General features: G+C 63.9%; 26 protein-coding genes and 3 tRNA genes. 20 read left to right on the forward strand and 9 right to left on the reverse strand.

Annotated elements, in window-relative coordinates; translation table 11 throughout:
* Positions 1-20: 20 nt before the first annotated feature.
* From ACWA13_RS06750 to ACWA13_RS06775, 6 genes are all read left to right on the forward strand, one after another.
* The gene (locus ACWA13_RS06750; protein WP_463937381.1) at positions 21-1463 is read left to right on the forward strand and encodes a YibE/F family protein; all 1443 of its coding nucleotides are present in this window, start codon (positions 21-23) and stop codon (positions 1461-1463) included.
* 39 nt (positions 1464-1502) lie between these two features.
* The gene (dusB, locus tag ACWA13_RS06755; protein ID WP_463937382.1) at positions 1503-2681 is read left to right on the forward strand and encodes a tRNA dihydrouridine synthase DusB; all 1179 of its coding nucleotides are present in this window, start codon (positions 1503-1505) and stop codon (positions 2679-2681) included.
* The gene (locus ACWA13_RS06760; RefSeq protein ID WP_463937383.1) at positions 2674-3975 is read left to right on the forward strand and encodes a deoxyguanosinetriphosphate triphosphohydrolase; all 1302 of its coding nucleotides are present in this window, start codon (positions 2674-2676) and stop codon (positions 3973-3975) included. Before dusB ends, ACWA13_RS06760 begins: the two co-directional genes overlap by 8 nt.
* A gap of 37 nt (positions 3976-4012) precedes the next feature.
* Positions 4013-5956, forward strand: coding sequence for a DNA primase (gene dnaG / locus ACWA13_RS06765; RefSeq protein WP_463937384.1), 1944 nt, complete (start codon positions 4013-4015; stop codon positions 5954-5956).
* Positions 5957-6053: 97 nt separating this feature from the next.
* A tRNA-Asn gene (locus ACWA13_RS06770) sits at positions 6054-6126 on the forward strand.
* 123 nt (positions 6127-6249) lie between these two features.
* A tRNA-Asn gene (locus tag ACWA13_RS06775) sits at positions 6250-6325 on the forward strand.
* Positions 6326-6410: 85 nt separating this feature from the next.
* Here the strand turns inward: ACWA13_RS06775 and ACWA13_RS06780 are convergent.
* Both ACWA13_RS06780 and ACWA13_RS06785 read right to left on the reverse strand, forming a co-directional pair.
* Positions 6411-6818 carry a hypothetical protein gene (locus ACWA13_RS06780; protein WP_463937385.1) on the reverse strand — a complete coding sequence of 136 codons (408 nt, stop codon included), beginning with the start codon at positions 6816-6818 and terminating at the stop codon, positions 6411-6413.
* A gap of 75 nt (positions 6819-6893) precedes the next feature.
* Positions 6894-7121: a hypothetical protein gene (locus tag ACWA13_RS06785; protein WP_463937386.1), complete on the reverse strand. Its 228-nt coding sequence runs from the start codon at positions 7119-7121 to the stop codon at positions 6894-6896.
* Between the two features lie 224 nt (positions 7122-7345).
* Between ACWA13_RS06785 and ACWA13_RS06790 the strand changes: the two genes are divergently transcribed.
* From ACWA13_RS06790 to ACWA13_RS06815, 6 genes are all read left to right on the forward strand, one after another.
* Positions 7346-8197 (forward strand): phage holin family protein, encoded by an 852-nt coding sequence (locus tag ACWA13_RS06790; protein WP_463937387.1) that lies wholly within the window; start codon positions 7346-7348, stop codon positions 8195-8197.
* Between the two features lie 73 nt (positions 8198-8270).
* The gene (locus ACWA13_RS06795; RefSeq protein WP_463937856.1) at positions 8271-8912 is read left to right on the forward strand and encodes a CDP-alcohol phosphatidyltransferase family protein; all 642 of its coding nucleotides are present in this window, start codon (positions 8271-8273) and stop codon (positions 8910-8912) included.
* The gene (locus tag ACWA13_RS06800) at positions 8912-9820 is read left to right on the forward strand and encodes a DMT family transporter (protein WP_463937388.1); all 909 of its coding nucleotides are present in this window, start codon (positions 8912-8914) and stop codon (positions 9818-9820) included. The genes ACWA13_RS06795 and ACWA13_RS06800 overlap by 1 nt, the downstream gene beginning before the upstream one ends.
* Before the next feature lie 94 nt (positions 9821-9914).
* Positions 9915-11111, forward strand: a complete 1197-nt coding sequence (locus tag ACWA13_RS06805; protein WP_463937389.1) for a glycosyltransferase — start codon at positions 9915-9917, stop codon at positions 11109-11111.
* A gap of 76 nt (positions 11112-11187) precedes the next feature.
* A tRNA-Ile gene (locus tag ACWA13_RS06810) sits at positions 11188-11261 on the forward strand.
* A 168-nt stretch (positions 11262-11429) separates the two neighbouring features.
* Positions 11430-12620: an acyl-CoA dehydrogenase family protein gene (locus ACWA13_RS06815; protein WP_463937390.1), complete on the forward strand. Its 1191-nt coding sequence runs from the start codon at positions 11430-11432 to the stop codon at positions 12618-12620.
* 27 nt (positions 12621-12647) lie between these two features.
* Here the strand turns inward: ACWA13_RS06815 and ACWA13_RS06820 are convergent, their stop codons facing one another.
* Positions 12648-13184: a M23 family metallopeptidase gene (locus ACWA13_RS06820; protein WP_463937391.1), complete on the reverse strand. Its 537-nt coding sequence runs from the start codon at positions 13182-13184 to the stop codon at positions 12648-12650.
* Between the two features lie 479 nt (positions 13185-13663).
* Between ACWA13_RS06820 and rpsB the strand changes: the two genes are divergently transcribed.
* The 6 genes from rpsB to ACWA13_RS06850 all read left to right on the forward strand — a co-directional run bounded on the left by rpsB (position 13664) and on the right by ACWA13_RS06850 (position 18550).
* Positions 13664-14533, forward strand: coding sequence for a 30S ribosomal protein S2 (rpsB, locus tag ACWA13_RS06825; RefSeq protein ID WP_463937392.1), 870 nt, complete (start codon positions 13664-13666; stop codon positions 14531-14533).
* Positions 14534-14659: 126 nt separating this feature from the next.
* On the forward strand, positions 14660-15496 hold the full coding sequence (gene tsf, locus ACWA13_RS06830; RefSeq protein ID WP_463937393.1) for a translation elongation factor Ts: 837 nt from the start codon (positions 14660-14662) through the stop codon (positions 15494-15496).
* Positions 15497-15631: 135 nt separating this feature from the next.
* Positions 15632-16369 (forward strand): UMP kinase, encoded by a 738-nt coding sequence (pyrH, locus tag ACWA13_RS06835; protein WP_463937394.1) that lies wholly within the window; start codon positions 15632-15634, stop codon positions 16367-16369.
* A gap of 51 nt (positions 16370-16420) precedes the next feature.
* Complete coding sequence (gene frr / locus ACWA13_RS06840) at positions 16421-16978, forward strand: ribosome recycling factor (protein WP_463937395.1); 558 nt, start codon at positions 16421-16423, stop codon at positions 16976-16978.
* Positions 16978-17898 (forward strand): phosphatidate cytidylyltransferase, encoded by a 921-nt coding sequence (locus ACWA13_RS06845; protein WP_463937396.1) that lies wholly within the window; start codon positions 16978-16980, stop codon positions 17896-17898. The genes frr and ACWA13_RS06845 overlap by 1 nt, the downstream gene beginning before the upstream one ends.
* Positions 17899-17959: 61 nt before the next feature.
* Positions 17960-18550 carry a DivIVA domain-containing protein gene (locus ACWA13_RS06850; RefSeq protein ID WP_463937397.1) on the forward strand — a complete coding sequence of 197 codons (591 nt, stop codon included), beginning with the start codon at positions 17960-17962 and terminating at the stop codon, positions 18548-18550.
* A 9-nt stretch (positions 18551-18559) separates the two neighbouring features.
* Here ACWA13_RS06850 and ACWA13_RS06855 read toward each other — a convergent pair whose 3' ends face one another.
* The 5 genes from ACWA13_RS06855 to ACWA13_RS06875 form a co-directional block, all read right to left on the reverse strand.
* A complete protein-coding gene (locus ACWA13_RS06855) occupies positions 18560-19240 on the reverse strand; it encodes a hypothetical protein (RefSeq protein ID WP_463937398.1) in 681 nt (226 codons plus the stop codon).
* A 65-nt stretch (positions 19241-19305) separates the two neighbouring features.
* Positions 19306-20772: a sodium/solute symporter gene (locus tag ACWA13_RS06860; RefSeq protein ID WP_463937857.1), complete on the reverse strand. Its 1467-nt coding sequence runs from the start codon at positions 20770-20772 to the stop codon at positions 19306-19308.
* 10 nt (positions 20773-20782) lie between these two features.
* Positions 20783-21133 (reverse strand): DUF485 domain-containing protein, encoded by a 351-nt coding sequence (locus ACWA13_RS06865; protein ID WP_463937399.1) that lies wholly within the window; start codon positions 21131-21133, stop codon positions 20783-20785.
* Positions 21130-21852: a LytR/AlgR family response regulator transcription factor gene (locus tag ACWA13_RS06870; RefSeq protein WP_463937400.1), complete on the reverse strand. Its 723-nt coding sequence runs from the start codon at positions 21850-21852 to the stop codon at positions 21130-21132. Before ACWA13_RS06870 ends, ACWA13_RS06865 begins: the two co-directional genes overlap by 4 nt.
* A gap of 31 nt (positions 21853-21883) precedes the next feature.
* Entirely contained in the window at positions 21884-23074 is a 1191-nt protein-coding gene (locus tag ACWA13_RS06875) for a sensor histidine kinase (protein ID WP_463937401.1), read from the reverse strand.
* Between the two features lie 232 nt (positions 23075-23306).
* Between ACWA13_RS06875 and ACWA13_RS06880 the strand changes: the two genes are divergently transcribed.
* Together ACWA13_RS06880 and ACWA13_RS06885 are read left to right on the forward strand one after the other, a co-directional pair.
* The gene (locus ACWA13_RS06880) at positions 23307-23687 is read left to right on the forward strand and encodes a DUF485 domain-containing protein (protein ID WP_463937402.1); all 381 of its coding nucleotides are present in this window, start codon (positions 23307-23309) and stop codon (positions 23685-23687) included.
* Complete coding sequence (locus ACWA13_RS06885) at positions 23684-25300, forward strand: solute symporter family protein (protein ID WP_463937403.1); 1617 nt, start codon at positions 23684-23686, stop codon at positions 25298-25300. Before ACWA13_RS06880 ends, ACWA13_RS06885 begins: the two co-directional genes overlap by 4 nt.
* A gap of 115 nt (positions 25301-25415) precedes the next feature.
* Here ACWA13_RS06885 and ACWA13_RS06890 read toward each other — a convergent pair whose 3' ends face one another.
* The gene (locus tag ACWA13_RS06890; RefSeq protein ID WP_463937404.1) at positions 25416-26021 is read right to left on the reverse strand and encodes a hypothetical protein; all 606 of its coding nucleotides are present in this window, start codon (positions 26019-26021) and stop codon (positions 25416-25418) included.
* Between the last annotated feature and the right edge of the window lie 99 nt (positions 26022-26120).

Genomic DNA, 26120 nt, shown 5'->3' on the forward strand with positions numbered 1-26120 from the left:
GTTAAGGGGTCAAACAACTGATGGGTGCAGGACACTCGCACGGCCATGGCCACGCCGAAGGCCTTGAACCGACTGTCCGGTCGCTGGCCGTGCGGCGGAAGGCGAACGTTGTCCTGGCCGTGATCCTCATTCCGCTGGCCCTGCTGACGCTGGCCGGGATGGCCATGTTGTGGCCGTCCGGGAGCAAAGAGGGTATGACGTTGTCCAGCCCGTACTCGGCTGCGCCAGGGGTGACCTTCGACACCGGCAGGGTTCAGCGCGTGGCCACCGAGCCGTGCGTCGAGACGATGCCCAACACCGACCCCAATGCTGCCCCCAGGCCACAGGGCTCGGACTGCCTGTTCGCCTACACCCAGCCGGACGTCGGCGGCAGCCCGGTCAAGGTGGTGATCAACCCGGACGTGGCCAAATCAGGCGGGGTTTCTGGCGGGGACGACATCCGCTACCTGAACCTTTCCAACGCCCACGGGGTCAACGAATCCCAGGGGTCGCCGGCGTATATCTTCGTTGACTTCGTCAGGACACTGCCAATTGTCTTCCTGGCCATCCTCTACGCCGTGGTGGTGATAGCGGTGGCCCGGTGGCGGGGCTTCAGGGCCCTGGTGGGGCTGGTGGGTGCCTACTTTGTGCTGGTGAGTTTCATGCTCCCCGGCCTGGCAGAAGGGAAACCGCCGCTGTTGTTGGCTCTCGTCGGATCCACGGTGATCATGATCGGGGTTCTGTACTTTGCGCACGGGTTCTCCGCCAGAACGTCCACGGCGCTGCTGGGAACCATCTTCGGCCTGCTGATCACGGCATTACTGGCCGCCTGGGCCACCGATGCCGCCAACCTGGTCGGCGTCGGCAGTCATGATGCCACCACGCTGATCAACATTTCCGGCAATATCTCCATTTCTGGCATCATCCTGTGCGGACTGATCATTTCAGGATTGGGCGTGCTCAATGACGTCACCATCACCCAGTCCTCGGCCGTCTGGGAGCTGTATGAGCTGGCCCCGGACACCAGCGCCCGCAAGCTCTTCACTTCCGCCATGCGGATCGGCAGGGACCACATCGCGTCCACGGTCTATACCATCGCTTTTGCCTACGCCGGTGCCGCTTTGCCGGTACTGATCATCGTGATGCTGTACGACCGCCCGTTGGGGGAGACCCTCACCAGTGCCGAGCTTTCCGAAGAAGTGATCCGGACCCTGGTGGGTTCGGTCGGGCTGGTGCTGGCCATTCCGGTCACCACGCTGATTGCCGTCCTGGTGGTCAAGGCCACCGGCGCCGGCACCGGACTTTCCGCCCCGTCCTCCAGCCCGTCGTCCCCATCGGGAACGTCAGCGGGAACGGCGTCGGTAACGGAAAGGCCACTTCCCCCGGGAATTAACGACGCCGGATCGTTGGCCGCCGCTGCCGGCTCCGGTCAGGAGACGGAACAGTCACCGCGCCGAGGCCGCCGGGCCGACCGCCGGGAGTGACGGGCTGCCCGATTTGCCCGGCTTTGCAACAATGGACAGGTGACTGTTGTAGCAACCCCTCCCGCCCCCAAGCTGGAACTCCCGCCCCTTAAGCTCGGCCCCATCACCGTGGACACCCCGGTGATCCTGGCGCCCATGGCCGGCATTACCAACTCAGCCTTTCGTCGTTTGTGCCGTGAATACGGCGGCGGCATGTACGTTGCCGAGATGGTGACCTCTCGCGCCCTGGTGGAGCGGACCCCGGAATCACTGCGGATCATTTCCCATGACGAGGATGAGGCGGTCCGCTCCGTCCAGCTTTACGGCGTGGACCCGGTGACAGTAGGAGCCGCGGTGCGCATGCTGGTGGAGGAAGACCGTGCAGACCACATCGACCTCAACTTCGGCTGCCCCGTACCCAAGGTGACCCGGCGCGGCGGCGGCTCGGCGCTGCCCTGGAAGATAGACCTCTTCACATCGATCGTGCAGACCGCCGTGAAGGAAGCCGGCAAGGGGAACGTTCCGCTCACCGTCAAGATGCGCAAGGGCATCGACGACGACCACCTCACCTACCTCGACGCCGGCCGGATTGCCCGCGATGCCGGTGTGGCCGCCGTCGCCCTGCATGGCCGCACAGCCGCACAGTTCTATTCAGGGCAGGCCGACTGGTCCGCGATTGCGCGCCTCCGCGAAGCCCTGCCGGACATTCCGGTACTCGGCAACGGCGATATCTGGTCCGCTGAAGACGCCGTCCGGATGGTCCGCGAGACCGGAGTTGACGGTGTGGTGGTGGGCCGCGGCTGCCAGGGACGCCCGTGGCTCTTTGGCGATCTCCAGGCGGCGTTCGAAGGCAGCGATACCCGCTACAAGCCCGATCTCGCGAAGGTGGCGGAGAGTGTCTACCGGCATGCGGAACTCATGGTGGAAACCTTCGGTGACGAGGGCAAGGCACTGCGTGAAATCCGCAAACATATGGCCTGGTATTTCAAAGGCTATGTGGTGGGCAGCGAGCTCCGCACAAAGCTGGCCCTGGTGAGCAGCCTCGAGGTGCTCCGCGGAACACTGGATCAACTGGACCTCGAATCGCCCTATCCGGGGGTTGACGCCGAAGGCCCCCGTGGCCGGGCAGGCTCTCCCAAGAAGCCCGCTCTGCCCAAGGACTGGCTGGAATCACGCGCCCTGAACTCCGAGCAGTCACGGGACATCTCCGCCGCGGAACTGGACGTTTCCGGTGGCTGATGCGGGGACGTCCAGCCAGCTGCTGGGTTCTGCAGTGCCCGGCTACGAACCGCGCGATTCGGAACGCTGGGTCAAGGAACCGGCCAAAACCACTTACCGCTCCGACTTCGAACGTGACCGGGCCAGGGTGCTGCACTCCTCTGCCCTGCGCCGGCTCGGCGCCAAAACCCAGGTGGTTGCGCCGGATACGGACGACTTCGTCCGGACACGGCTGACGCACAGCCTCGAAGTTGCCCAGGTAGGCCGGGAACTGGGCCGGACCCTCGGCTGCGACCCGGACGTTGTGGATACCGCCTGCCTCAGCCACGACCTGGGGCACCCGCCCTTCGGCCACAACGGTGAGTCGGCGCTGAATGAGATGGCGCAGGCAATCGGCGGCTTCGAAGGCAATGCCCAGACGCTGCGGCTGCTGACCCGCCTGGAACCCAAGGTGCTGGACTCCCAGGGCCTGCCTGCCGGACTTAACCTCACGCGGGCAAGCCTGGATGCGGCATCAAAGTACCCGTGGTCGGCCCTGGAAGCGCCGGTGATTCACGGCCAGCGCACCAGCAAATTCGGTGCCTACGAGGACGACCTCCCGATTTTCAACTGGATCCGTGAGGGAGCCCCGGAGCGCCGTACCTGCCTGGAAGCCCAGGTCATGGACCTGGCGGACGACATCTCCTATTCAGTGCACGACGTCGAGGATGCGATCGTGGCCGGGCATTTCCAGCTCCGCTGGATGGACAACCCGGACCATCGCGCCCGGGTAGTGGGCTACACCCGGCAGTGGTACCTGCCCCACAACGATCCAGACGCCATTGACGCCGCCCTGGCCCGATTGGAAGCAACCGATGTCTGGGTTCCGGAGGCGGATGGCAGCCGCAAGTCCATGGCCGCCCTCAAGAACATGACCAGCCAGCTGATCGGCAGGTTCTGTCAAAGCGCCCTGGAAACCACCCGCGCCGCGTATGGTCCGGAAAACCTCACGCGTTACAACGCGGAACTGATGGTTCCGGACGAGACCGTGATGGAGATCGCGGTAATGAAGGGCCTGGCCACCACCTTCGTGATGACCACCGAACACCGCCAGCCCATCTATGAGCGCCAGCGTGAAGTGCTGCACGCGCTGGTGACTGCCTTGAGCGCAACAGGGGACAGGCACCTGGAACCGATGTTTGCCGCAGACTGGCGGGACGCGCCGGACGATTCCGCGCGCCTGCGCGTTGTCATCGACCAGGTGGCATCGCTCACGGACGCTTCTGCGCTGGCCCTGTACGAACGCCTGGTAGGCAGCCTGCCCTCCCTGTGGTGAGCGCTTTTGTGCCTGTAGGCAGAGCTAGGATGGCTACGTGGCCGGCCTGATCAAACGCGAAGATATCGAAGAAGTACGCCAGCGGACGGACATCAAGGAAGTCATTGACGGCTACGTGACGCTGAAGGGCGCCGGGCTGGGCACGTACAAGGGCCTGTGCCCCTTCCACGACGAACGCTCGCCGTCGTTCACCGTGCGACCCCAGGTGGGCCGCTACCACTGCTTCGGCTGCGGCGAGGACGGCGACGTCATCTCCTTCGTCCAAAAGCAGGACCACTCGTCCTTCTCCGAAGCGGTGGAAAAGCTGGCCGCCCGGATCGGTTACGAGCTGCGCTACGAGGATGGCGGCAGCGGCCCCAGCCGGGAGGAAGTGGGCCGGCGCCAGCGGCTTCTGGACGCCCATAAAATTGCTGCCGAGTTTTTTTCCGCGCAGCTGCTCACTGCCGGCGCCGCTGAGGGCCGCAATTTCCTGCAGGGCCGTGGTTTCGACCGGGCTGCGGCCGAGCAGTTCGGGGTCGGCTATGCTCCGCAAGGCTGGGACGCGCTGCTCAAACACCTTCGCGGGCGCGGGTTCACGGATGCGGAATTGAAGCTGACCGGCATGTTTTCCGAAGGTAATAGGGGCATCTACGACCGCTTCCGGGGGCGCCTCATCTGGCCCATCAGGGATATCGCGGGGGACACTATCGGCTTCGGCGCGCGAAAGCTTTACGAGGATGATCAGGGCCCCAAGTACCTGAACACCCCCGAAACTGCCCTCTACAAAAAATCCCAGGTGCTTTACGGGATCGACCTCGCCAAGCGGACCATTGCCAAGGACCGCCAGCTGGTGGTGGTGGAAGGCTACACGGACGTGATGGCCTGCCACCTTGCGGGAATCACGACGGCGGTAGCCACCTGTGGAACCGCGTTCGGCACCGAACACATCAAGATAGCCCGCCGCCTGCTCTCAGATGATGGATCGGGCGGCGAGGTGGTCTTCACCTTCGACGGCGATGCCGCGGGCCAGAAGGCGGCGCTGCGCGCCTTCGAGGAGGACCAGCGGTTTGTCGCCCAGACGTACGTGGCCGTGGAACCCTCCGGAGCCGATCCGTGCGACCTGAGGCTGAGCCGCGGGGACGAGGCCGTCCGGGAACTCATCAACAGCCGCCGTCCGCTGTTCGAGTTTGCCATCAAGGCATCGCTTCGCCGGCACAACCTGGACACCGTGGAAGGCAGGGTGGCAGCCCTCCGGGAGGCAGCGCCGGTGGTGGCTCAGATCCGCGATGCCAGTATGCGGCCCGCCTACGCCCGCGAGCTGGCGGGCTGGCTGGGAATGGCGGTGGAAGATGTTAACCGTGCAGTGGGAGTTGCCATCAAACGGTCCGGCACCCCGGTACCGTCCGGTACTCCAGCGTCGCCCGGCGCTGCAGCAACCAACGGCCCGGGCCAGCACAGCCAGCGCCCAATGAGAACCGCACCCGGCGTTGCCGACGCGCCGCCGTCGGGAGCCGTTCCCTCCCTCCACCGGCCTGACCCACGGGACCCAGTGGCGTCCATGGAACGGCAGGCCATTGAGGTAGCCCTCCAGGAACCCTCAGTCCTGGGCGGCGGCAACTGGGAACGGTTCAGTGCTGCCCGGTTCGCCACCCCCGTCTTCCAGGCCATCCATGACGCCATGCGCGCCACGGGGATAGGCATCATCCATGATCCCGCCCGGTGGGTGGAACAGGTGATGCACGAAGTCCCGGAGCCGCTGCGCCCGCTGGTGTCCGAGCTGTCGGTGGTGCCTCTGCCCGCCAGCAATGCCGATGCCGTGCAACGGTACTGCCGCGATATCCTGGCGCGGCTGTTCGAGCTGCAGATCACCCGCGTCAAAGCGGACAAGATGGGGCAGTTGCAGCGGCTTGATGCGGCGGCACATCCTGAAGAGTTCCAGCGGCTGAACCGCGAGCTGATGATCCTTGAGATGGAGCGCCGGACCCTCCGCTCGGACGCCTGAGCGCCCGGAGCGGCATGCCCGGGAGGGGCCGCGCCCCTGGGATGTTGGTTCAATTTCGTACCTGGTCGGGTGTTTGCTAGGCTTATATCCGCTTCATTCCTCCTTAGCTCAATTGGCAGAGCATTCGACTGTTAATCGAAGGGTTGCTGGTTCAAGTCCAGCAGGAGGAGCGTGCAGTCCCCGTTCCGGGTTCCGGAACGGGGACTTTTTTGTAGCCTGGGAGTACTACCCGCCTTTGTTTGCGCCGATTTCCCATAGCCGCAGAACCTTTGCTAATGTCATACCTGCTTCATTCCTCCTTAGCTCAATTGGCAGAGCATTCGACTGTTAATCGAAGGGTTGCTGGTTCAAGTCCAGCAGGAGGAGCCAGCGCAAAAACCCCGCTTCCGTTCCTGGAAGCGGGGTTTTTTATTGACCAGTTAGTCGTGTTCTCTCATAGCCTGTCGCTGTTCCGCTACACAAAGTCCATTTCCACCTGGAGGAAGCATTCCGCCTCGATGACGGCGGCAGCGAAGGCCCCGTATTCGGTGGGCGGCTTCCGTGGCTCCCGGGGATACCACTCGTGGAGTTCGGAATGCACCCGGACGAACCCGGAATCCGGCGGCGCGTAGAAGATGGCGAAGCGCTGCACAGGCCATTCGGGTGTGGTTTCGGGGGCAACCAGCAGGGCCGCTTTGAAAGCCGGGTTATACCATTGTGCGATGGGACGGCGCCGGTCCTCCGTGAAAAGCCCGCCGGCGAACAGGGCCGCTGACTGCGGGCTGGTTTGGGCGCAAAGCCGATCCCACCACAGAGGCAGAATATGGTCATCACAGCGCTGCCACGCGGCCGGATGCGGCGGATGTTCCTGCCGGTTGGGCACCCTTCTATTTTACCGTCGCAGCCCATACCCCCAGCAAGACCCACACCTCACAGCGAGAGTGTGCGGACTGCGGCGTCAGTCCCTGCTCCACGGTCCGGGGTTGAGCCGGTACAGCAAGGCCGAGCCGACCAGGGCGCCAAGGATGATCCCGTAGCCTGGGCTGCCTGCAAGCCTTCCGACGAAGAAACCGGCGATGCCACCCAGGACTGCGCCGAGGAACAGGCCGCGCGGGTTGCGGTGCGGCTTCCTGGAAGGGGTTTGCCGGGCCGTCGCAGGCTGCCTGCGCTTGAAGATGTTCATCATGGATCGCCTGCTGCCGCGTCGAAGGGGGTATGCCGGACCCATCCTAGATGAGTTGCTCCTGGTGGCGGGGCCGCACGATCCGGCAGGTGGCAGGCGCGCCGTTGACAACCCTCGCGAAAAGCCAGCGGACGCTGAATGATAGTTTTGTGGGCGGGACTGTGCACCGGCACGAGCCCGGCACCTGCGGAGGCTGAAACAACGATGGATCCAGTTAGGCGGTACCGATGAGCGGACGTCACACCGGGCGCACAGGCCAGGGACTGCGTTTTACTGCGCTGCCCGCGACCCTGCGGCTGATCTTCAGGCTGGCACCCCGCCAGCTCAATGATGAAATTGCCTTCGCCAAAGTAGAACTAAAGCGAAAGGGCGTTCAGCTCGGAACTGCCGGGGCCTTCCTTGGCGGGGCGCTGGTTTTCGTCGGACTGCTGGTTATTGCGCTGGTGGTGGCTGCCATCATGGGGCTCGCCGTCCTCATGCCGGCCTGGCTCGCCGCACTGCTGGTTTCAGCGTTCTTCCTGGTCGTGGCCGGAATCGCGGGCCTCGTGGGGGTGGCCAAGTTCAAGAAGGCGATGCCGCTGATGCCGGAGGAGACCATCCGGGGCATCAAACACGACCTCGGCGTAGCCAAGGAGGGTTCGGCGTTCAACGCCGCCGTCCTGGATCCCAAGAGCCCCGCGGCAAAAGCCGCCAAGGCCGCCAAGAAAGAGGCCGCAGCCAAGGAAAAAGCCGAAAAGGAAGCCACGGCAGCCGCCCAGGAGAAGGAGCCTCCCCCGGCAAGCGAGGCCGAATTGCATCGCAGGCTCTCGCTGCGCCGTAACCACCTCAGCGACCTCCGCGACGATCTCGGCGAGGAACTTGACGTCAAGACCCAGGTCGGTGTTGTCAAGGACGCCGCCAGCCTGCAGCTCAAATCCGGGCAGCAGCGGCTGCAGGACAGTAAGGAACTCCTTGCCGGGAGCGTCCGGAACCTGGGCGGCTCCGAAACCGTGAACCGCCGCTGGAAGCCACTGCTGGCCCTGGCGGCCTCGGGCACAGTGCTGGTCGTCCTGCTCCGCAGGCTTGTCAGGGGCCAGTAACCGGTACGGGCAACAACGCACCAACAACCGCCTGTAACAACGTGCGGCAACAGCTATGAATAATGGGGGAGTGATGAGATTCATCGGTGCCGGCGCTCGTCCGGGCTACGACCAGGTTGATCATGACCTGGTCTTCACCGTGCCCAATTTCCTCACAGTCCTTCGTTTCATGGGCGTCCCGCTCTTTATGTGGCTGATTCTGGCACGGCAGGACTATGGACTGGGGATGATTGTGCTGGTGATCATGGCCGGGACCGATTGGGTGGACGGCTACATTGCACGGCGCTTCGACCAGGCCTCCAAGCTGGGCCGTGTGTTGGACCCCCTGGCGGACCGGCTTGCCATGATCACGGTGGCAGGCACCCTGGTGGCCGCAGGTGTGGTCCACTGGCTCTACCTTCTGGCGCTCCTTGTCCCGGACGCCGTCCTGCTGGTCATGACGCTTTCCTACTTCCACGGCCATCCCGATCTTCCGGTCAGCGCGGTGGGGAAAGTCCGTACCGCGCTCCTGCTCGTAGGGACGCCCCTGCTGCTGTTGTCCAATCTGGATACAGCGGCGGCCGGCGGCCTGTACATCGCCGCCTGGATCGTCCTGGGGCTTGGCCTGGTGGGCCACTGGATTGCGGCCTACAACTACTTCTGGGCAATCCTGCGGAAGGGACGGCAGCTCCGTGCCGCCCGTCCCGCGCGGCACCCCGGGGCCGGTACCAACTGATGGTGTGGCTCGCCGTCGTACTTGCCGTCCTGGGTGCGTTCTGCCTCGCGTTCGGTGCCCAGCGCCAGGGGAGTGCCGTCAAAGCGGATACGGGAGGCCTGGCACTTAATTCCGCTGGATTCCTGCGGCTCCTTCGTAACCCGCGGTGGGTCTTCGGTCTCCTGTTGTTGGCCGTCGGCATGGCCTTGAACGCCGTCGCCCTCGTCTCGGCGCCGCTGACCGTGGTACAGCCCATCGGTGCGATCGCCCTGGTGATCACCACCGTGGTGAACGCCAAGGACCAGGGCATCACGATCAACCGGGCCACGGTGGTCGCCATCTCGGCCTGCGTTACCGGCTCGGCACTCTTTGTGTTGCTGGCCGTGAACGCGACGCAGGAAAACCACCATGTCAACGCCGAGAACGAGCTGACGATCGTGCTGCTGCTGGTCCTGGCTGTTGGCGTCTTCGGTTCGCTCGCCGTGGTTTTCAAGCAGCGGATGAGCGCCTTCATTTACATTCTGGGGGCGGGTGTGCTTTTCGGATTTGTAGCCGTGCTGACCAGGATCATCGGCAAACACCTGCTGGACCCCAACGGACTGTTCCTGGCGAACGTGCAGTGGTACAGCGTGGTGGCCATTATTGCTGCCGGCATCCTGGGTTCGTGGTTTGTCCAAAGTGCCTATTCGGGCGGGCCGCCGGACCTGGTGATCGCTGGGCTTACAGTCATTGACCCGATTGTGGGCATCGCCATCGGCATTACTATCCTGGGCGAGCTGCGCCCGGATGTCCACGCCGTGCTGGCGATTGCCATGGCCACAGCGGCCTTCATTGCTATCGTTGGGGTGATCGCACTGTCAAGGCACCATCCCGAGGTTACCAAGCGCAAGAAAGAAGCGCGGAAAACCGCCGGCAGTCCGAGCCATTAGCCGATACTTCATCAGCGGCCCGGCGAACCACGCCAACGGCCAATGGGCGGCGGGCGCATCAGCCCCGGCGCCCTGACCACCAGGAGCACTTCACGTGACGACGCCCGCTAACCAACGCCCCCTGACCATCCTGATCGCAGCGGACACCTACCCGCCCCACGTCAATGGCGCCGCCCAGTTCGGCTACCGCCTGGCCAAGGGAATGACATCCCGGGGCCACGATGTCCACGTCCTGGCCGGCCGTGCAGACCGGGGTAAGGCCTTCAGCGAGTTCCGCTCCGAGGCCACCGTCCATCGGCTCCGCTCACACAAAGCCTTCACCCACGAGTACTTCCGGCTCTGCCTGCCCTGGGAGATCAAGAAGGACATCAGCCTGCTGTTCGACCGCATCAATCCTGACGTGGTGCACATCCAGAGCCACTACATGATCGGCGAACAGGTCCTCTACGAAGCCGTGAGGCGTGGCGTCCGCGTGGTGGCCACCAACCACTTCATGCCGGAGAACCTGAACCCGTTCCTGCCGTTTCCGCAGTGGTTCAAGAACATTGTGGGCAAAGTTTCCTGGCGGGACATGGGACGGGTCATGGGGCAGGCGGACGTCATCACCACGCCCACGCCGCTCGCAGCCAAGGCAATGCACGACCACGCTTTCCTGGCTAAGGTCCTGCCCCTGTCCAACGGCATAGACTCCGCTGCGTATGAGCTGCGCCCAGGCGAAGAGATCGAGCCCCACCCGCACCCCACTGTGCTCTTTGCCGGCCGGCTCGCCGAGGAGAAGCACGTGGATGTGCTGATCAAGGCAGTGGCGGCAACGCCGGCGGAGCTCAACGTCCACCTCGAGATCGTCGGCGGCGGGGAGGTCCGGCCTGCCCTCGAAAGCCTGGTGACGCGACTGAACCTTCAGGACCGGGTGAAGTTCCTGGGACTGGCCAGTGACGAAGAGCTCAGGGAGGCCTACATCAAGGCCGATCTGTTCTGCATGCCTGGTACCGCGGAGCTCCAGTCCCTGGTCACCTTGGAGGCCATGTCCGCTTCCACCCCTGTTGTGCTGGCCAACGCCATGGCCTTGCCGCACCTGGTCAGGGACGGCGAGAACGGCTACCTCTTTACACCGATGGACAGCGTCGATCTTGCCGCCAGGATCACCAGCATCCTTAAGCTGCCGGATGCGGAAAGGGCAGCAATGGGCAAGGCGAGCCGGGCCATGGTGGAACCGCACAGTATCGACTCCACGCTGCAGACGTTCGAAGACCTCTACCGCGGAGCCGGCTTCGAAGACAAGGTGGTCTGAGGTGGCCGTCCCGTTTGCTAGAGTGTTTTTGCCCCTGACGCAGGCGGGCCGCGAGGTGCGGTCCGGATGGGGCGGAGGGGCTATAGCTCAGCTGGTTAGAGCGCGGGACTCATAATCCTAAGGTCCTCGGTTCAAGTCCGAGTAGCCCTACAGCAGTAAACCGAGGAATATTCCAGTACCTACAGGGAATCCGGGCAGAGCACCATCTGCCCGGGTTCCTTTCCTTTTTCTCCGGCGTGAGGTATGTTACTGGTCAGTAACATACCTCTTGCCGTTCCGGGTTTTTCCGGTCAGTGCTGATCCCTGTGGAGGAACGCCATGTCCAAGTCCGCTCCCGACATCAACAACCTTCCCTACGCGGACGGCGATTTTTTCGCCTTCGAGCAGCTGCTCAGCGAGAAGGAACGCGACAGGCTTGCCGAAATCCGTGAATTCCTGGCCCGTGAGGTCAAGCCCATTGCCGTGGATTACTGGAACCGTGCGGAGTTCCCGTTCGAGCTGATCCCGAAGCTGGCCGACATCGACCTGGTCAGCCCCGTCCGGCGCCAGGGCCATTCGAACCTTTTTGCCGGGCTGGTGCACGCGGAGACCACCCGAGCAGATACCTCGATCGCGACTTTTTTGGGCGTTCATGATGGCCTCTTCACCGGCTCCATCGAGGCATTGGCATCGCAGGAGCAGCAGGAAGCCTGGCTCCCGGACATTTACTCGCTGAAGAAAATCGGTGCCTTTGGGTTGACCGAACCCCTGGGCGGATCGGACGTGGCGGGCGGTACCCGCACTACCGCCCGTCGGGACGGTGACAACTGGGTGCTCAATGGCGCCAAGCGCTGGATCGGCAATGCCACCTTCTCCGACTGGGTGGTGATTTACGCCCGCGACATTGCCGACAACCAGGTCAAGGGCTTCCTGGTGGACACCAGGCTCCCCGGCTACTCCGCCACAAAGATCGAGAACAAGATCTCCCTGCGCACCGTCCAGAATGCGGACATCACGCTCGAAAACGTGGTGGTGCCGGACTTCTTCAAACTGGCCCACGCCAACAGCTTCCGGGACACCAACAAGGTGCTCAAGGTCACCCGCCTGGCCGTAGCCTGGCAGGCGGTGGGTCAGCAGCTGGCTGCTTTCGACGTAGCCCGCCGCTACGCCGTTGAGCGCCACCAGTTCGGCCGGCCCCTTGCCTCCTTCCAGCTGGTCCAAAGCCAGCTTGTCCAGATCCTGGGCAACGCGGTCAGCTCCATGGGCATGATGGTGCGGCTGTCCCAGCTTGAAGATGCAGGGCAGGCCAAGGATGAACAGTCCGCCCTGGCCAAGGCTTTCACCACTGCGCGCATGCGGGAGAGCGTGGCAATCGGCAGGAGCCTGCTGGGTGGAAACGGCATTGTGACGGACTTCGAGATGGCCAAGATCTTCTCGGACGCCGAGGCCATCTACTCGTATGAGGGCACGCACGAGGTCAACACCCTGGTGACAGGCCGGGCCATCACGGGTATCTCCGCCATCGTCTGATCGGTCACGCCTGCTCCTGCATCGGCCCTATCCGGTTCTGGTTCTGAGTGGCGGCAGCAGGACGGACGGCCGGAGGTCAACGAAGAATCCCAAAGGATTGATGTATTCGTCTGCCTGCCTGACGCCCCAGTGCACGCAGGGAATGCCTGCGCAGTGGCCGGAATCTACGGTGCCAATCGTGTCCCCTGCCGCTACCGAGGTGCCTACGGCGAGGGAACTGGAGACCGGTTCAAAACTGCTCTTCAGCCCGCCCCCGTGATCCACGGTAATAACGGGACGGTCCACCACGGTGCCCGCAAAGCTCACCGTGCCTGCCGCGGGGGAGGTGATTGTGGCGCCGTCGGACGCTGTTTTGAGGTCCACTCCGCGGTGGCCGCTGAGCCATGGCTTAGCCGGCGGATCAAAGTCCCGGAGCACGGTGCTCCGGAGATCCGTGGGCCTGGGTCCGAGCGGCCATTCCCAACCTGGCTTGGGTGCCGGGACGGCCGCCTGCGCCGAAGCGGCAAGCGCCGGCAGTACCAGGACGGACAATACCGCGAGCAGGACCTTCGGGCTGGACATCATGGTTCCAGCATTGGATGGTTGGCAAGGCCCGGTCACCCCCGACCTGCCCGTATGTGGATATCCTGCCGGTTCAGGACGATGGGCGCGGCCCGTTCATGCCGCCGTTCACGGCCTGGCTCATGGCCTCCGGGCTGCGGCTGCTGTAGTACACTGGGTGGAGCAGTTTGCTGTGCCCTCAACGTTTTTCATGAAGTCCTGTTTTCAGGAGCTTCCATTGAAAAGTGTCGGCACGTCTCATTCAGAGGTGTGGGGGAACAGCAACTGACTACGCGTATCCACACCTCCTCCTATGAAGCCCCCGGGTTCAGGCAGGGGAGGGTTGTGCCTCCTACGGTCAATGCCTTGCGGTGTTGAGGGGAAGCACAACGGATGCCAGGAGCTGCGCCCAAACCGGGCAAGGCTAAATAACCGTCAACTATTGGCAGGGTAAGAGCGGCCATCGGCCCTCTCATGAATGACCTGCCGGAAGGAGCGCCGGCATGCCCGTCGTAACTATGCGCCAGCTGCTTGACAGCGGCGTCCACTTTGGACACCAGACCCGTCGTTGGAACCCGAAGATGAAGCGATTCATCTTCACGGAACGCAACGGCATCTACATCATTGACCTGCAGCAGTCGCTGTCCTACATCGACCGTGCCTACGAGTTCGTGAAGGCCACCGTTGCACACGGCGGCACCGTCCTCTTCGTCGGTACCAAGAAGCAGGCCCAGGAATCCATCGCCGAGCAGGCCACCCGCGTCGGCCAGCCCTACGTCAACCAGCGTTGGCTCGGCGGCATGCTGACCAACTTCTCCACGGTTTCCAAGCGTATCCAGCGCATGAAGGAACTCGAAGAGATCGACTTCGATGACGTCGCAGGTTCGGCTTACACCAAGAAGGAACTGCTGCTCCTTCGCCGCGAACTCACCAAGCTCGAGAGCAACCTCGGCGGTATCCGCAACCTGACCAAGGCACCCTCCGTGCTCTGGATCGTGGACACCAAGAAGGAACACCTTGCAGTTGACGAGGCCAAGAAGCTGAACATCCCCGTTGTTGCCATCCTGGACACCAACTGCGATCCGGACGAAGTCGATTTCCCGATCCCGGGCAACGACGACGCCATCCGCTCCGTAAACCTCCTCACCCGCGTTGTTGCCGACGCCGTTGCCGAAGGCCTTATCGCCCGCAACCAGCGCGCCACCGGCACCACCGAGGCTCCGGAAGAGCCGTTGGCCGAGTGGGAGCGCGAACTCCTCGAAGGCACCAAGACTGAAGAGGCTGCCCCGGCAGAAGAGGCTGCAGCACCGGCCGCAGAAGCTGAAGCTGAAGCACCGGCTGCTGCCGAGGCTCCCGCCGAAAGCGCCAAGTAACAACTCAATCGGGTTTTCCCGGGCCTGTCCGCAGTCCCCGGGTCACTGACAGGATGGCCGCTCACCTGGTGAGCTGCCGTCCTGTCAGTCCGTACACACCATAAATTTCTAGACAGAGGGGTTCACATGGCGAACTACACTGCCGCAGACATCAAGGCACTGCGCGAGCGCACCGGCGCTGGCATGATGGATGTCAAGAAGGCTCTCGACGAAGCCAACGGCGACGCTGAGAAGGCCATCGAGATCATTCGCATCAAGGGCCTCAAGGGTGCCACCAAGCGCGAAGGCCGTTCCACGGCTGAAGGCCTGGTTGCTGCCAAGGTTGAAGCCGGTGTTGGCGTAATGGTAGAGGTCAACTGCGAGACCGACTTCGTTGCCAAGGCCGACAAGTTCATCCAGCTGGCCGACAAGGTCCTGGCCGTTGCCATCGAGTCCGGCGCTGCCGATCTCGAGGCGCTGCTGGCCACCGACGTTGACGGCAAGCCGCTTTCCGAGGTCGTCATCGAAGAAGGTGCAGTCCTCGGCGAAAAGGTTGTTGTCCGCCGCATCGCCCGCATCGAGGGTGCAACGGTTGACGCGTACCTGCACAAGACGTCCAAGGACCTCCCGGCCCAGGTCGGCGTTCTGCTCGCCGTAGACGGAGAAGGCGAAGCCGCGGCCACCGCAGCACACGACGTCGCCGTCCACGTCGCAGCCATGGCGCCCAACTACCTCAGCCGCGAAGATGTTCCGGCCGAACTGGTTGAGTCCGAGCGCCGCATCGCCGAGGAGACCGCCAAGGCTGAAGGCAAGCCCGAGGCTGCCCTCACCAAGATCGTTGAAGGCCGCGTGACGGGCTTCTACAAGGGCGAGGTTCTCCTTGACCAGGCATTCGCCAAGGATGCCAAGAAGTCAGTAGCACAGGTCCTCTCCGAGGCCGGCGTGAAGGCCACCGCCTTCGCACGGTTCCGCGTAGGCTCCTAGTTCTCTCCGCAGGGGGGCGGCCACTTCGGTGGCTGCCCCTTTTGCATGCGCGGCGGCCTCCGGTCCGGACTCCCGGTGGGACCTTTAGGCCGCGCTCAGGATAATCTTTTCAGAGTTCATCAACCGGAAGGCATCATGGAAGCCGACAACACTGCAACCCAACCTGAGAAGAGCAGGCGCCGCGTCCTGCTCAAGCTGTCTGGCGAGGTCTTCGGCGGGGGAAAGCTCGGTGTCGATCCCGAAACCGTCCGGGCCACCGCCAAGCAGATTGCGGCCGCCGTGCCGGATGTGGAAGTTGCCATCGTGGTGGGCGGCGGAAACTTCTTCCGCGGTGCCGAACTGTCCCAAAGCGGCATGGACCGCTCGCGAGCCGACTACATGGGCATGCTGGGAACGGTAATGAACTGCCTGGCGCTGCAGGACTTCCTGGAGCAGGCCGGCGTTGAAACCCGTGTCCAGAGCGCCATCACCATGGGCCAGGTGGCCGAGGCCTACATCCCCCGCCGCGCCATCCGCCACATGGAAAAGGGCCGCGTCGTGATCTTCGGCGCAGGCGCTGGGCTTCCCTACTTCTCCACCGACACCGTGGCCGCGCAGCGCGCGCTCGAGGTTCATGCCGACGTCGTGCTGATGGCCAAGAGCGGAGTGGACGGCGTCTACACCGCCGACCCCAAAAAGGACCCCAGCGCCCAGAAGCTGGACGTCCTCAGCTACGACGAGGCGCTGCGCCGGGACATCCGGGTGATGGACCAGACGGCGATGACCATGTGCAAGGACAACAACCTCTCCATGGTGGTCTTTGGCATGGAAGGCGAAGGAAACGTCACCCGCGCCATCCTGGGCGAAGAGCTGGGCACCTTGGTGACCCCTTAGCACCGGCTAGGATAAATTCAGGAAGTTCCGCCCATTTCTAGAGGAGAAACCGTGATCGAAGAAACCTTGCTCGAAGCCGAGGACAAAATGGACAAGGCCGTTGAGGTAGCCAAGGAAGACTTCGCCTCGATCCGCACCGGCCGCGCCAACCCGGGCCTGTACAACAAGGTGCTGGTGGACTATTACGGCTCGCCGACGCCGCTGCAGCAGCTGGCCTCCTTCGCCATCCCTGACGCCCGGACCATCCTGATCACGCCCTTCGATAAGACCGCACTGCGGGACATCGAGCGTGCCCTGAGCGACTCCGAGGTGGGCGCCAACCCGTCCAACGACGGCAACGTCATCCGGGTGACCATCCCTGAACTGACCCAGGAACGCCGCAAGGAGTACGTCAAGATCGTCAAGTCCAAGGGTGAGGACGCCAAGATTTCCATCCGCAGCGTCCGCCGCAAGGCGAAGGAAACCCTCGACCGCCTGGTCAAGGACGGCGAGGCCGGCGAGGATGAGGGCACGCGTGCGGAAAAGGAGCTGGATGCCTTGACCAAGTCCCACGTCGACGGAATTGACGAGCTCCTCAAGCGCAAAGAAGCCGAGCTGCTCGAGGTCTGATGAATCAGCCAGATCAGGGGCCGGGGCAGCCCTCGCGGCTACGAACGAGGCCACCCCGCGTCAACCCGACTCCCAAGGCCGGTCGGGACCTTCCGGCGGCGATCGGCGTCGGGCTCCTGATGCTCTTTGGGGTTCTGGGTGGGCTGCTGTTCCTGCCGCTGGGTTTTGTGGCGGTAACTGCCGGGTTTGCCATCCTGGGAGTCTGGGAAGTGTTCCGTGCCCTGGAAGCCAATGGCACCCGCATGCCGATCGTTCCGGTAATGACCGGTACCGTGGCCATGCCTTTTGCTGCCTACTTCGGTGGGTTGGAAAGTCTGCTCTTTGCCATGCTGCTGAGCTGCGTAGCCCTTTTGCTGTGGCGGTCCATCGAAAGCCCTGTGGGATCGGCCAAGAGCATTTTCGCCGGGGTTTTTGCCCTTGGCTGGATTCCTTTCCTGATCGGCTTTGCCTCGCTGCCGCTCCACTCCACGGACGGCCCGGCAGCTATGGGGTTCTGGCCCGGCGGCGAGATCCCGCACGGTGCCTGGCAGATTGTGGTGCTCCTGCTGTTGGTGGTGGCCAACGATACCTTCGGCTACCTCCTGGGCGCCTCTTTCGGCAAACATCCCATGGCGCCGAAGATCAGTCCCAAGAAATCCTGGGAAGGATTTGCCGGCTCAGTCGCCGGAGCCGTGGGGGTGGGCATCCTGGCAACCATCTTCCTGCTCGACCGGCCTTGGTGGATGGGCATCATCCTGGCGGTGGGCATGGTGGCGGCGGCCACGGCAGGCGACCTTGCCGAATCAATGGTTAAACGCGAACTGGGCGTTAAGGACATGAGCAGCATCCTGCCGGGCCATGGTGGCGTGATGGACCGGTTGGATTCAATAGTTTTCGCCTCGCCGGTAGCCTATGTCCTCTTTGTTCTGACCGGTGCCTGATGATCACCGGCCAACCATCTAGAATGATTCCCACCGGTTTGGGCCGGGAAGCGAAGAAGGAATGAAATCAACAGTGAGTAGTCAACGGCAGGTTTCCGCGTCCTTTCAGCGTGTGCCACGTACTGAATATGGCTACAACGCCAGCCAAGTGGATCAGTTCCTGCAGCGTGCCCGGGTTTCGCTCGAAACCCCTGATGCGGCCGAGAACGCTGTGACCAGCACCGAGGTGCGTTCTGTGGCCTTCGATCCCGTCAAAGGCGGGTATTCGGCGGCAGTGGTTGATGCGGCCCTGGACCGCCTCGAGGATGCCTTTGCCAGGCGCGAACGGGACGAACTGATTGCCGCCAGCGGCGAGGAAGCCTGGCTGCGAAACATTGGCGAGCTCTCCGGAATTCTCCGTGGCCGGCTGCACCGCCCGGACGGGGAGCGTTTCCGCAGGCCCTCAAATTCCAAGGCACGCAGCTACAACACCACCGACGTCGACAACCTGTGCCGCGAACTTATCGGCTACCTCGAAGAGGACAAGCCTTTAAGTGTAGACAGTATCCGGCGGGCCGTGTTCCGCCCGGCCACTGGCGCCGACGGATATGAGGAAACCCAGGTCGATGCATTCCTGGACCGGGTCGTTGAACTGATGGCTGCCATCGACTGACAGGCCCGCTTATGCAGGGCTTGGCGAGACAGGTGTATGCCGTGCCCACACGTCGGCATAGCGGCGGTAACCCTTGTAAATGGAAAACGCCAGGAAGGCCGCCCCGCAGACTGTCCCGACAGCAACGGCCAAGACCATCGGGGCGCGGGTTGCAGTGATCAGGACACCGGTCAGGATGGCAAGCAATGCCGAGTTGGCGCCAGCCATGAAGATCATGCTGCTGCCCGCCACATGGCTGAAGCTGCTCCGGCTTTCCAGGAAATCATAGGTCTGCCCCGCCCCGGCCTGGTCATCATGCGATGATGCCATCAAGTACTGTGCCACGCCCGGGTCCAGGTCCACGTACGCTGCCCGCAAACGGTTCATGGCCAGGACGTACATCAGGTCCTCCAGCGCCACATTGACCACACGCAGCTGGGTCAGCAGGCCCATAGCGGCGTCCACCACCAGCACAATGACTGCCAGCACCAGAAACGGTCCGGTGAAGCCTGTTGCCTGCCCCACCAGGGCAAGGCTGACCAGACTCGCGGAGGTAAACATCAGGAACATGCTGATCCGCGTCAGTACCTCGGCCTGTGCTGTGCTCCGCGAGGCGAGGAGGCCCCAGTGCTCGGTTGCCAACAGCTGTGCCCGGGCAGGGGACGGATGGTTCGGGACGCCGTCGGGAGGGCTTGCACCGGAGATGGACATGCCGCCATTGTGCACCCACAACCCTCGGTGTACCAGTGTCACATCGGCCGTGGGCTTACCGCGATTCAGCGCTTAGTGGCCAGCGGGCGTTCCGGAGTGTGCAGCCGGGTCATCACCCGGGTAAGGGTCCGCGGTACCCGGCTTTTGGTGGCACGGGAGACCAACACCATCACCGCAAAGGCCGCGGGTACCGTCCAGGCGGCCGGCTGCGCCAGCCACACCGGCGTTGAAGACGCCTCCAGGAGGGCGCCGGCCACCATCGCCCCGCCGCACAGCAGGCCACCTGTCAGCATTCCGCTGATGGCCCCCGTGTCGGTGAGCCCCCGCCACCAAATCCCCAACAGCAGGACAGGACAGACGGTTGACGCCGTAAACGCGAACACCATCCCCACGCTGCCGGCCAGTGCCAGGGAATCGGTGAGGAAGGCAAAACCGAGCGGCACCAGGGCAGAGAGCACCGCGGCCAGTCGGAAGCCGCGGACGCTGCCGCCCAGTACGTCCTGGCTGATCACCCCGGCCAACGACACCACCAGCCCTGAGGTGGTGGACAGGAACGCGGCGAAGGCGCCGGCCACCACCAGGGCGGACAGCACCTCCCCGGCGACACCGCCCACCAGGTGGCCCGGCATCAGGAGGACGACGGCGTCCGCGCGGCCCGTGCGGGCAAGCTCGGGCGCGAACATGCGGGCCGCCAGGCCCAGTGCCGTCGGGAAAAGGTAGAAGAAGGACAGCAGGCCCAGCACGATCAAGGTGGTCCTGCGTGCTGACTGGCCGTCAGGGTTGGTGTAAAAGCGCACCAGGACGTGAGGCAGGCCGAGCGTCCCGAAGAGCAGGGCCACCAGCAGCGAGACATTCTGGTACAGCCCGCCCGGTGGCTGCCCTGTGGGGTTGACCGTAGCAGGCGCTACCGGCTCGGTCCCGTTGCCGGCCAGGACCAGGAGAATAAAAATAACAGGAACGGCAAGAGCGGTCAGCTTCAGCCAGTACTGGAAGGCCTGGACGAAGGTGATGGAGCGCATCCCGCCTGCCACCACCGTCAGGCAGACCACCACGACGACGGCCACTGGGCCCACCCATGACGGAAGCCCCGTGGTGGCCCGGATGGTCAGGGCGGCGCCGTGCAGTTGCGGCACGATGTAGAGCCAGCCAACCACCACGACGACGGCACTCGTCACCCGCCGCACCAGCCGGGAGTCCAGCCTGGCTTCGGTGAAGTCCGGGATGGTGTAGGCGCCGGAGCGGCGCAGCGGGGCGGCCACGAAGAGCAGCAGCATCAGGTATCCCGCGGTATAGCCAATAGGGAACCACAGGGCGTCAGTCCCGGAGAGCAGGATCAGCCCGGCCACGCCCAGAAAGCTGGCAGCGGAAAGGTACTCGCCACCGATGGCTGAAGCGTTCCACCAGGGCCGCACGGTCCTGGACGCAACATAGAAGTCGCCGGTGGTCCTGGAGATGCGGAGCCCGTAGAAGCCAATGACTGCTGTAGCGAGGGAAACCGCGGCGAAGGCGGCAATGGCAACGGCCGGGTTCATGGAGGCACCATCAACGGTTCTCAGCGAGGTCGCGGTACCGGGATTCATTCCGGTTGGCTGCCCGGATAAACAGCCAGGCGCTGAGCGCTATAACGGGGTACAGGCCCATCCCCAGCAGCAGCCAGTCGAACGGGATGCCTGCAATGGTGGTTCCGGCAAGCCCCGGCACAAAGGCAAGCAGTGCCGGGAAGCCGCCCAGGATCACCAGGAAGCCGATGGCCACTACCATGGCCAGCCGGAGCTGCGAACGGATGAGCGAGCGGACGAACAGTTGCCCTACCTCGCTTTGCTCGGCTCCGTCATGGAGTTCCGGCGTCGTCCGTGCCGCTGATTGCGGGGCGACCACCCTGACGCGGGTCATGGCTGGGGCCGGACACGGGTGGTTTCCAGTTTTTCGCGCACGATGGGCAGGTGCCGGCGGCTGATGGGCACCCCGGCGCCGGCCACCGTGACGTGCGGGCCGTCCGCGGAAAGCCGGATCTGGCTGACGTGCTTGAGGGACACCAGATAGGAGCGGTGCGTCCGAATGAACCCGGCGTCGGCCCATTGCTGTTCCAGGTCAGCCAGCGGAACACGGACCAGGTAGCTTGATTCGGCCGTGTGCAACCGGGCGTAATCTCCCTGCGCCTGGACATACATGATGTCATCACGCCGGATCATCCGGGTGGTGCCGCCCTGGTCCACGGTGATCATTTCGACGGCGGGAGTGCCGCCTTCGCGCAGCAGTTCAGCGATCCTGCCAATGGTCCGGGTGAGCCGTTCCGCTCGGAGCGGCTTGAGCAGGTAGTCGATGGCGGCCAGTTCAAACGCCTCCAGGGCGCAGTCCTCGTCGGCGGTGACAAAAACCACCAGGGGCGGCCTGGCACGGCGGGAAATGGCGCGGGCGATGTCCAGGCCGGAGACAGCTGGCATGTGGATGTCCAGGAACACCGCATCGGGGGAGTGGGTGGCGAGGAGGCGCAGGGCCTCGCTTCCGGAGGACGCGCGGTGGATGGTGCCCACCCGGTCATCCCTTCCCAGCAGGAAGGCAAGGTCTTCGACGGCGGGCAACTCGTCATCTGCGACGAGGACATTGATCATCCCTCTACAGTAACCGGATCAGGGGCCGGCATCAGGCGTCATGACCAGGCTGGGACTTCGGTACGCGCAAGGTGATAAGGGTTCCTTCGCCGGGAGCCGTCTCGATCACCAGGCCGTTGTTATCGCCGTAGACCTGGCGGAGCCGCACATCGACGTTGCGCAGCCCCACATGCTCGCCGTCGCTGTGCCCGGCGAGCAGGGACCGCAGGTATTCCGGGTCCATTCCCACGCCGTCGTCCTCGATCCTGACTTCCGCGAAAGCACCCGAATCGTGGGCGCTGATGCTGATGTGGCCCGGCCCTTCCTTCGCCTCCAGTCCATGCCGTACGGCATTCTCCACCAGCGGCTGCAGGCTCAGGAACGGAATCACGGTACTGAGCACCTCCGGTGCCACCTGCAGGCTCACCTGGACCCGCTCACCAAACCGGGCACGCTCCAGGAGGAGGTAGCGGTCGATGCAGCGCAGTTCTTCGGCGAGGGTGGTGAAGTCGCCGTGGCGGCGGAACGAGTAGCGGGTGAAGTCGGCAAACTCCACTACCAGTTCGCGGGCGCGGGCAGGATCCGTATTGATGAAGGAGGCGATGGCGTTCAGCGAGTTGTAAATGAAATGCGGGCTGATCTGGGCGCGGAGGGCCCGCACTTCAGCTTCCATGAGCATGGTCCTTGACGCGTCCAGTTCGGCCAGTTCCACCTGGGTGGCCACCCAGTCGGCCACCTCTCCAGTGGCCCGGGCCAGGCCCGCGCCGGCCTGTGGTGCGAATGCGGCCACGCACCCCACCACCCGGGAGCCGGCGCGGATCGGGGCGACAACCGCAGCGGGTGCCGGTGCCGCGGCTGTATCCCCCCAGGCGCCGGGCTGCAGGACGGCGGACCGGCCCTCACGGAGCACTTCTTCTGCCAACTCCATGAGGTGCGGCCGCAGTTCGTCGTGCGCTCCGTCCCATGCCAGCACTCCGGTGGCGTCGGTGATGGCCAGCGCCTCGCAGCCCAGCAGGGCCCGCAGTTGCCGGCTGGCCTTCGCGGCGCCGGCCGGATGCAGGCCAGTGCGGAGGTGTTGCCCTGCCCGTGACGCAGCGTGCAGCGTGTTGTAGGTGGCCCGCTCGGCATCGCTGCCCAGGTCACGGAACGAGCGCAGCACTTTCAACCCAATGCCGGCGACGGCGGCAATCGCCAAGGTGATCAGGGCGATGGCGGCGGCGGTGAACAGCGGGGAGTCGGCCATGGGGACAGCGTAGTCGGCATGCTGTGATGGCCGCAGCGCTTCCGCCCTGGTTCGCCGGTATCAGCAGGTGCCATGCCGCTCGCCGCAGCGCCGGGACCGCTTGGCGACGGCCAGCCGCAGCCTGCTGAATATTGCCTCCCTCACACGGCACAGTGATTGCAGTCACATTGGCGGTCCATGGGCGTGGAGCCCCCGCCGCTTCGACTCACGCAACACTCAATGAGGAGGAACGATGGGTAGCGATGCCCCTACTCCGGACGCTGCGGCGTCCGTGGACTTCGTGCAAGTCCAGTCGACGGAGCAGTTCCAGAAACTGCGCAAACGTCACCGCAGCTTTGTTTTCCCCATGGCAATAGTGTTCCTGCTGTGGTATTTCGCGTATGTCCTGCTGGCTGACTACGCGGTGGACTTCATGTCCATCAAGGTGTGGGGCAACGTCAACATCGGCCTGATCCTGGGGCTGCTGCAATTTGTCTCCACCTTCGCTATCACCAGCTGGTATGTCAGTTACTCGAACCGCCGCCTCGATCCGATTGCAACTGAGATCCGGCAGGGAATAGAGGGCCACCAGTTTGATAAAAACGGCGTCCGCCTGAGTGGAGGAAACAAATGATCGCCATCCCAGCTAAGATCGACGTCGCTGCCCTCCAGGAGACGACGCTGCTGAACATGGGCATTTTCGGCCTGTTCGTGGCCGTCACCATGGTCATCGTGTTCCGGGCCAGCCGCAACAATAAAACTGCAGCGGACTACTACGCCGCAGGCCGCTCCTTTACCGGATCGCAGAACGGCACCGCCATTGCCGGCGACTATCTGTCCGCAGCATCGTTCCTGGGAATCACCGGCGCCATCGCCATCAACGGTTACGACGGCTTCATGTACTCCATCGGCTTCCTGGTGGCCTGGCTGGTAGCCCTGCTGCTGGTAGCTGAGTTGCTGCGCAACACGGGCAAGTTCACCATGGCCGACGTGCTCTCCTTCCGGCTCCGGCAGCGCCCCGTCCGCATCGCTGCGGCCATCTCGACGCTGGCCGTCTGCTTCTTTTACCTCCTGGCCCAGATGGCCGGTGCAGGCAGCCTCGTTTCGCTGCTCCTTGGCATCAGTGACTGGGGAGGCCAGGCACTGGTCATCACGGTTGTTGGTGGCCTCATGATCATGTACGTCCTCATCGGCGGCATGAAAGGCACCACCTGGGTCCAGATCATCAAGGCCATCCTGCTGATCGCGGGAGCCGCCGTCATGACGTTCTGGGTGCTCGCAATCTACGGCTTCAACCTCTCCGCCCTGCTGGGCGGCGCTGTGGAGACGGCGAATAATCCTGCCGTCCTGAACCCCGGCCTGCAGTACGGCAAGTCGGACGCCTCCAAGCTTGATTTCATGTCCCTTGCCCTGGCATTGGTGCTTGGTACCGCAGCCCTGCCGCACGTGCTGATGCGCTTCTACACCGTCCCCACGGCCAAGGAAGCCCGCAAGTCAGTGGTCTGGGCAATCTGGCTGATTGGCCTGTTCTACCTGTTCACCCTGGTCCTGGGCTACGGAGCCGCCGCATTGGTAGGCGCAGACACCATCAAGGCGGCGCCGGGCGGCGTCAACTCCGCTGCTCCGCTGCTGGCGTTCTTCCTGGGCGGTCCGCTGTTGTTGGGCTTTATCTCGGCTGTGGCATTCGCTACCATCCTGGCCGTGGTGGCCGGGCTGACCATCACCGCCGCCGCATCGTTTGCCCACGACATCTACGCCAACGTCATTGCCAAGGACAAGGCCGACGCCGACACTGAGGTCAAGGTTGCCAGGCGCACCGTTGTGGTGATCGGCGTGCTCGCCATCGTCGGCGGTATCTTCGCCAACGGGCAAAACGTCGCCTTCCTGGTGGCGCTCGCCTTCGCCGTAGCGGCATCGGCCAACCTGCCCACCATTGTCTACTCGCTGTTCTGGCGCCGCTTTACCACGCAGGGCGCACTCTGGAGCATGTACGGCGGGCTGATCTCGGCAATTGTCCTGATCACCTTCTCCCCGGTGGTCTCCGGTTCGGCGACCTCCATGATCAAGGACGCCAACTTTGCCTTCTTCCCGCTCAGTAACCCTGGCATTGTTTCCATCCCGCTCGCGTTCGCGCTCGGCTGGCTGGGAACCGTCCTGGACAAGAAGCTCGAAGACACTACCAAGCAGGCTGAGATGGAAGTCCGCTCCCTGACGGGAATCGGCGCAGAGAAGGCCGTGGACCACTAAGAACCCCGGAAGAGCGCAGGTAGCTAAGCGAAAACGGCCCCGCACCAACTGGTGCGGGGCCGCTTTCGTCCGGTACGTGGTGCGGGTCAGTCTGCGTAGCCAGTTTGCGGGATGGCTACTGGGGCGGCAAGAGCTTGATGTTGATCATCTTCAGCTCGTCAACGCCTTCGAACCGGTACTCAAGGTCAATCGTGGTGTTGCCGCAGGTGATGACCCCGGCAATGTCCGCGGACTTGGTGCCGTTCTCTGTAGCGGCGCTGACGTGGTTGTACTCCGGCCGACAGCTGCCGTCCATCTCCAGGCTTGCAATGCCCGCCACGAATTCCTCCTGGGGGAGTTGCTCCTGCAGGGCAGGATCGAGGTAGTCGTAGGCTTCGTCCGACTTGCCGTCGATGACCAGCTCGGTGAAGTCTTCCGCGAGTCCCTTCGCCTGGCCCGTGGCACCGCCGGCAAAGTTGAGCAGGACCACCACCCCTACTGTCACCAGGACAATGCCGGCACCCACAATGCCGAGGACAACATAGAGGCCCTTGCGGCTTTTGCGTGGAGGCTCCTGTCCGGGAAGTCCGAAGGGCGGCGGTGGCGCAGACTGCCTGTATAGCGGCGGAGTGTAGCCTCCCTGTGTGTCGTACGCAGGATCCTGGGGGGAGGGGTGTGCGGGAGGTGGAGTCGGGCCGGAGTCAGGGGCGCCGGGCTGGTACGGTTCCTGGGGACTGCTCAAGATGGAGCCTTTCCGGCGAGATCGGGGGTATCCGCCTGATTGCTGGGACCGCCAGGCCCGCCGCACTTGTTTCAACGTGTAACAGCCTATAGCCCCCGG

It is taken from the genome of Pseudarthrobacter sp. TRD_SC_9 (assembly GCF_055361265.1).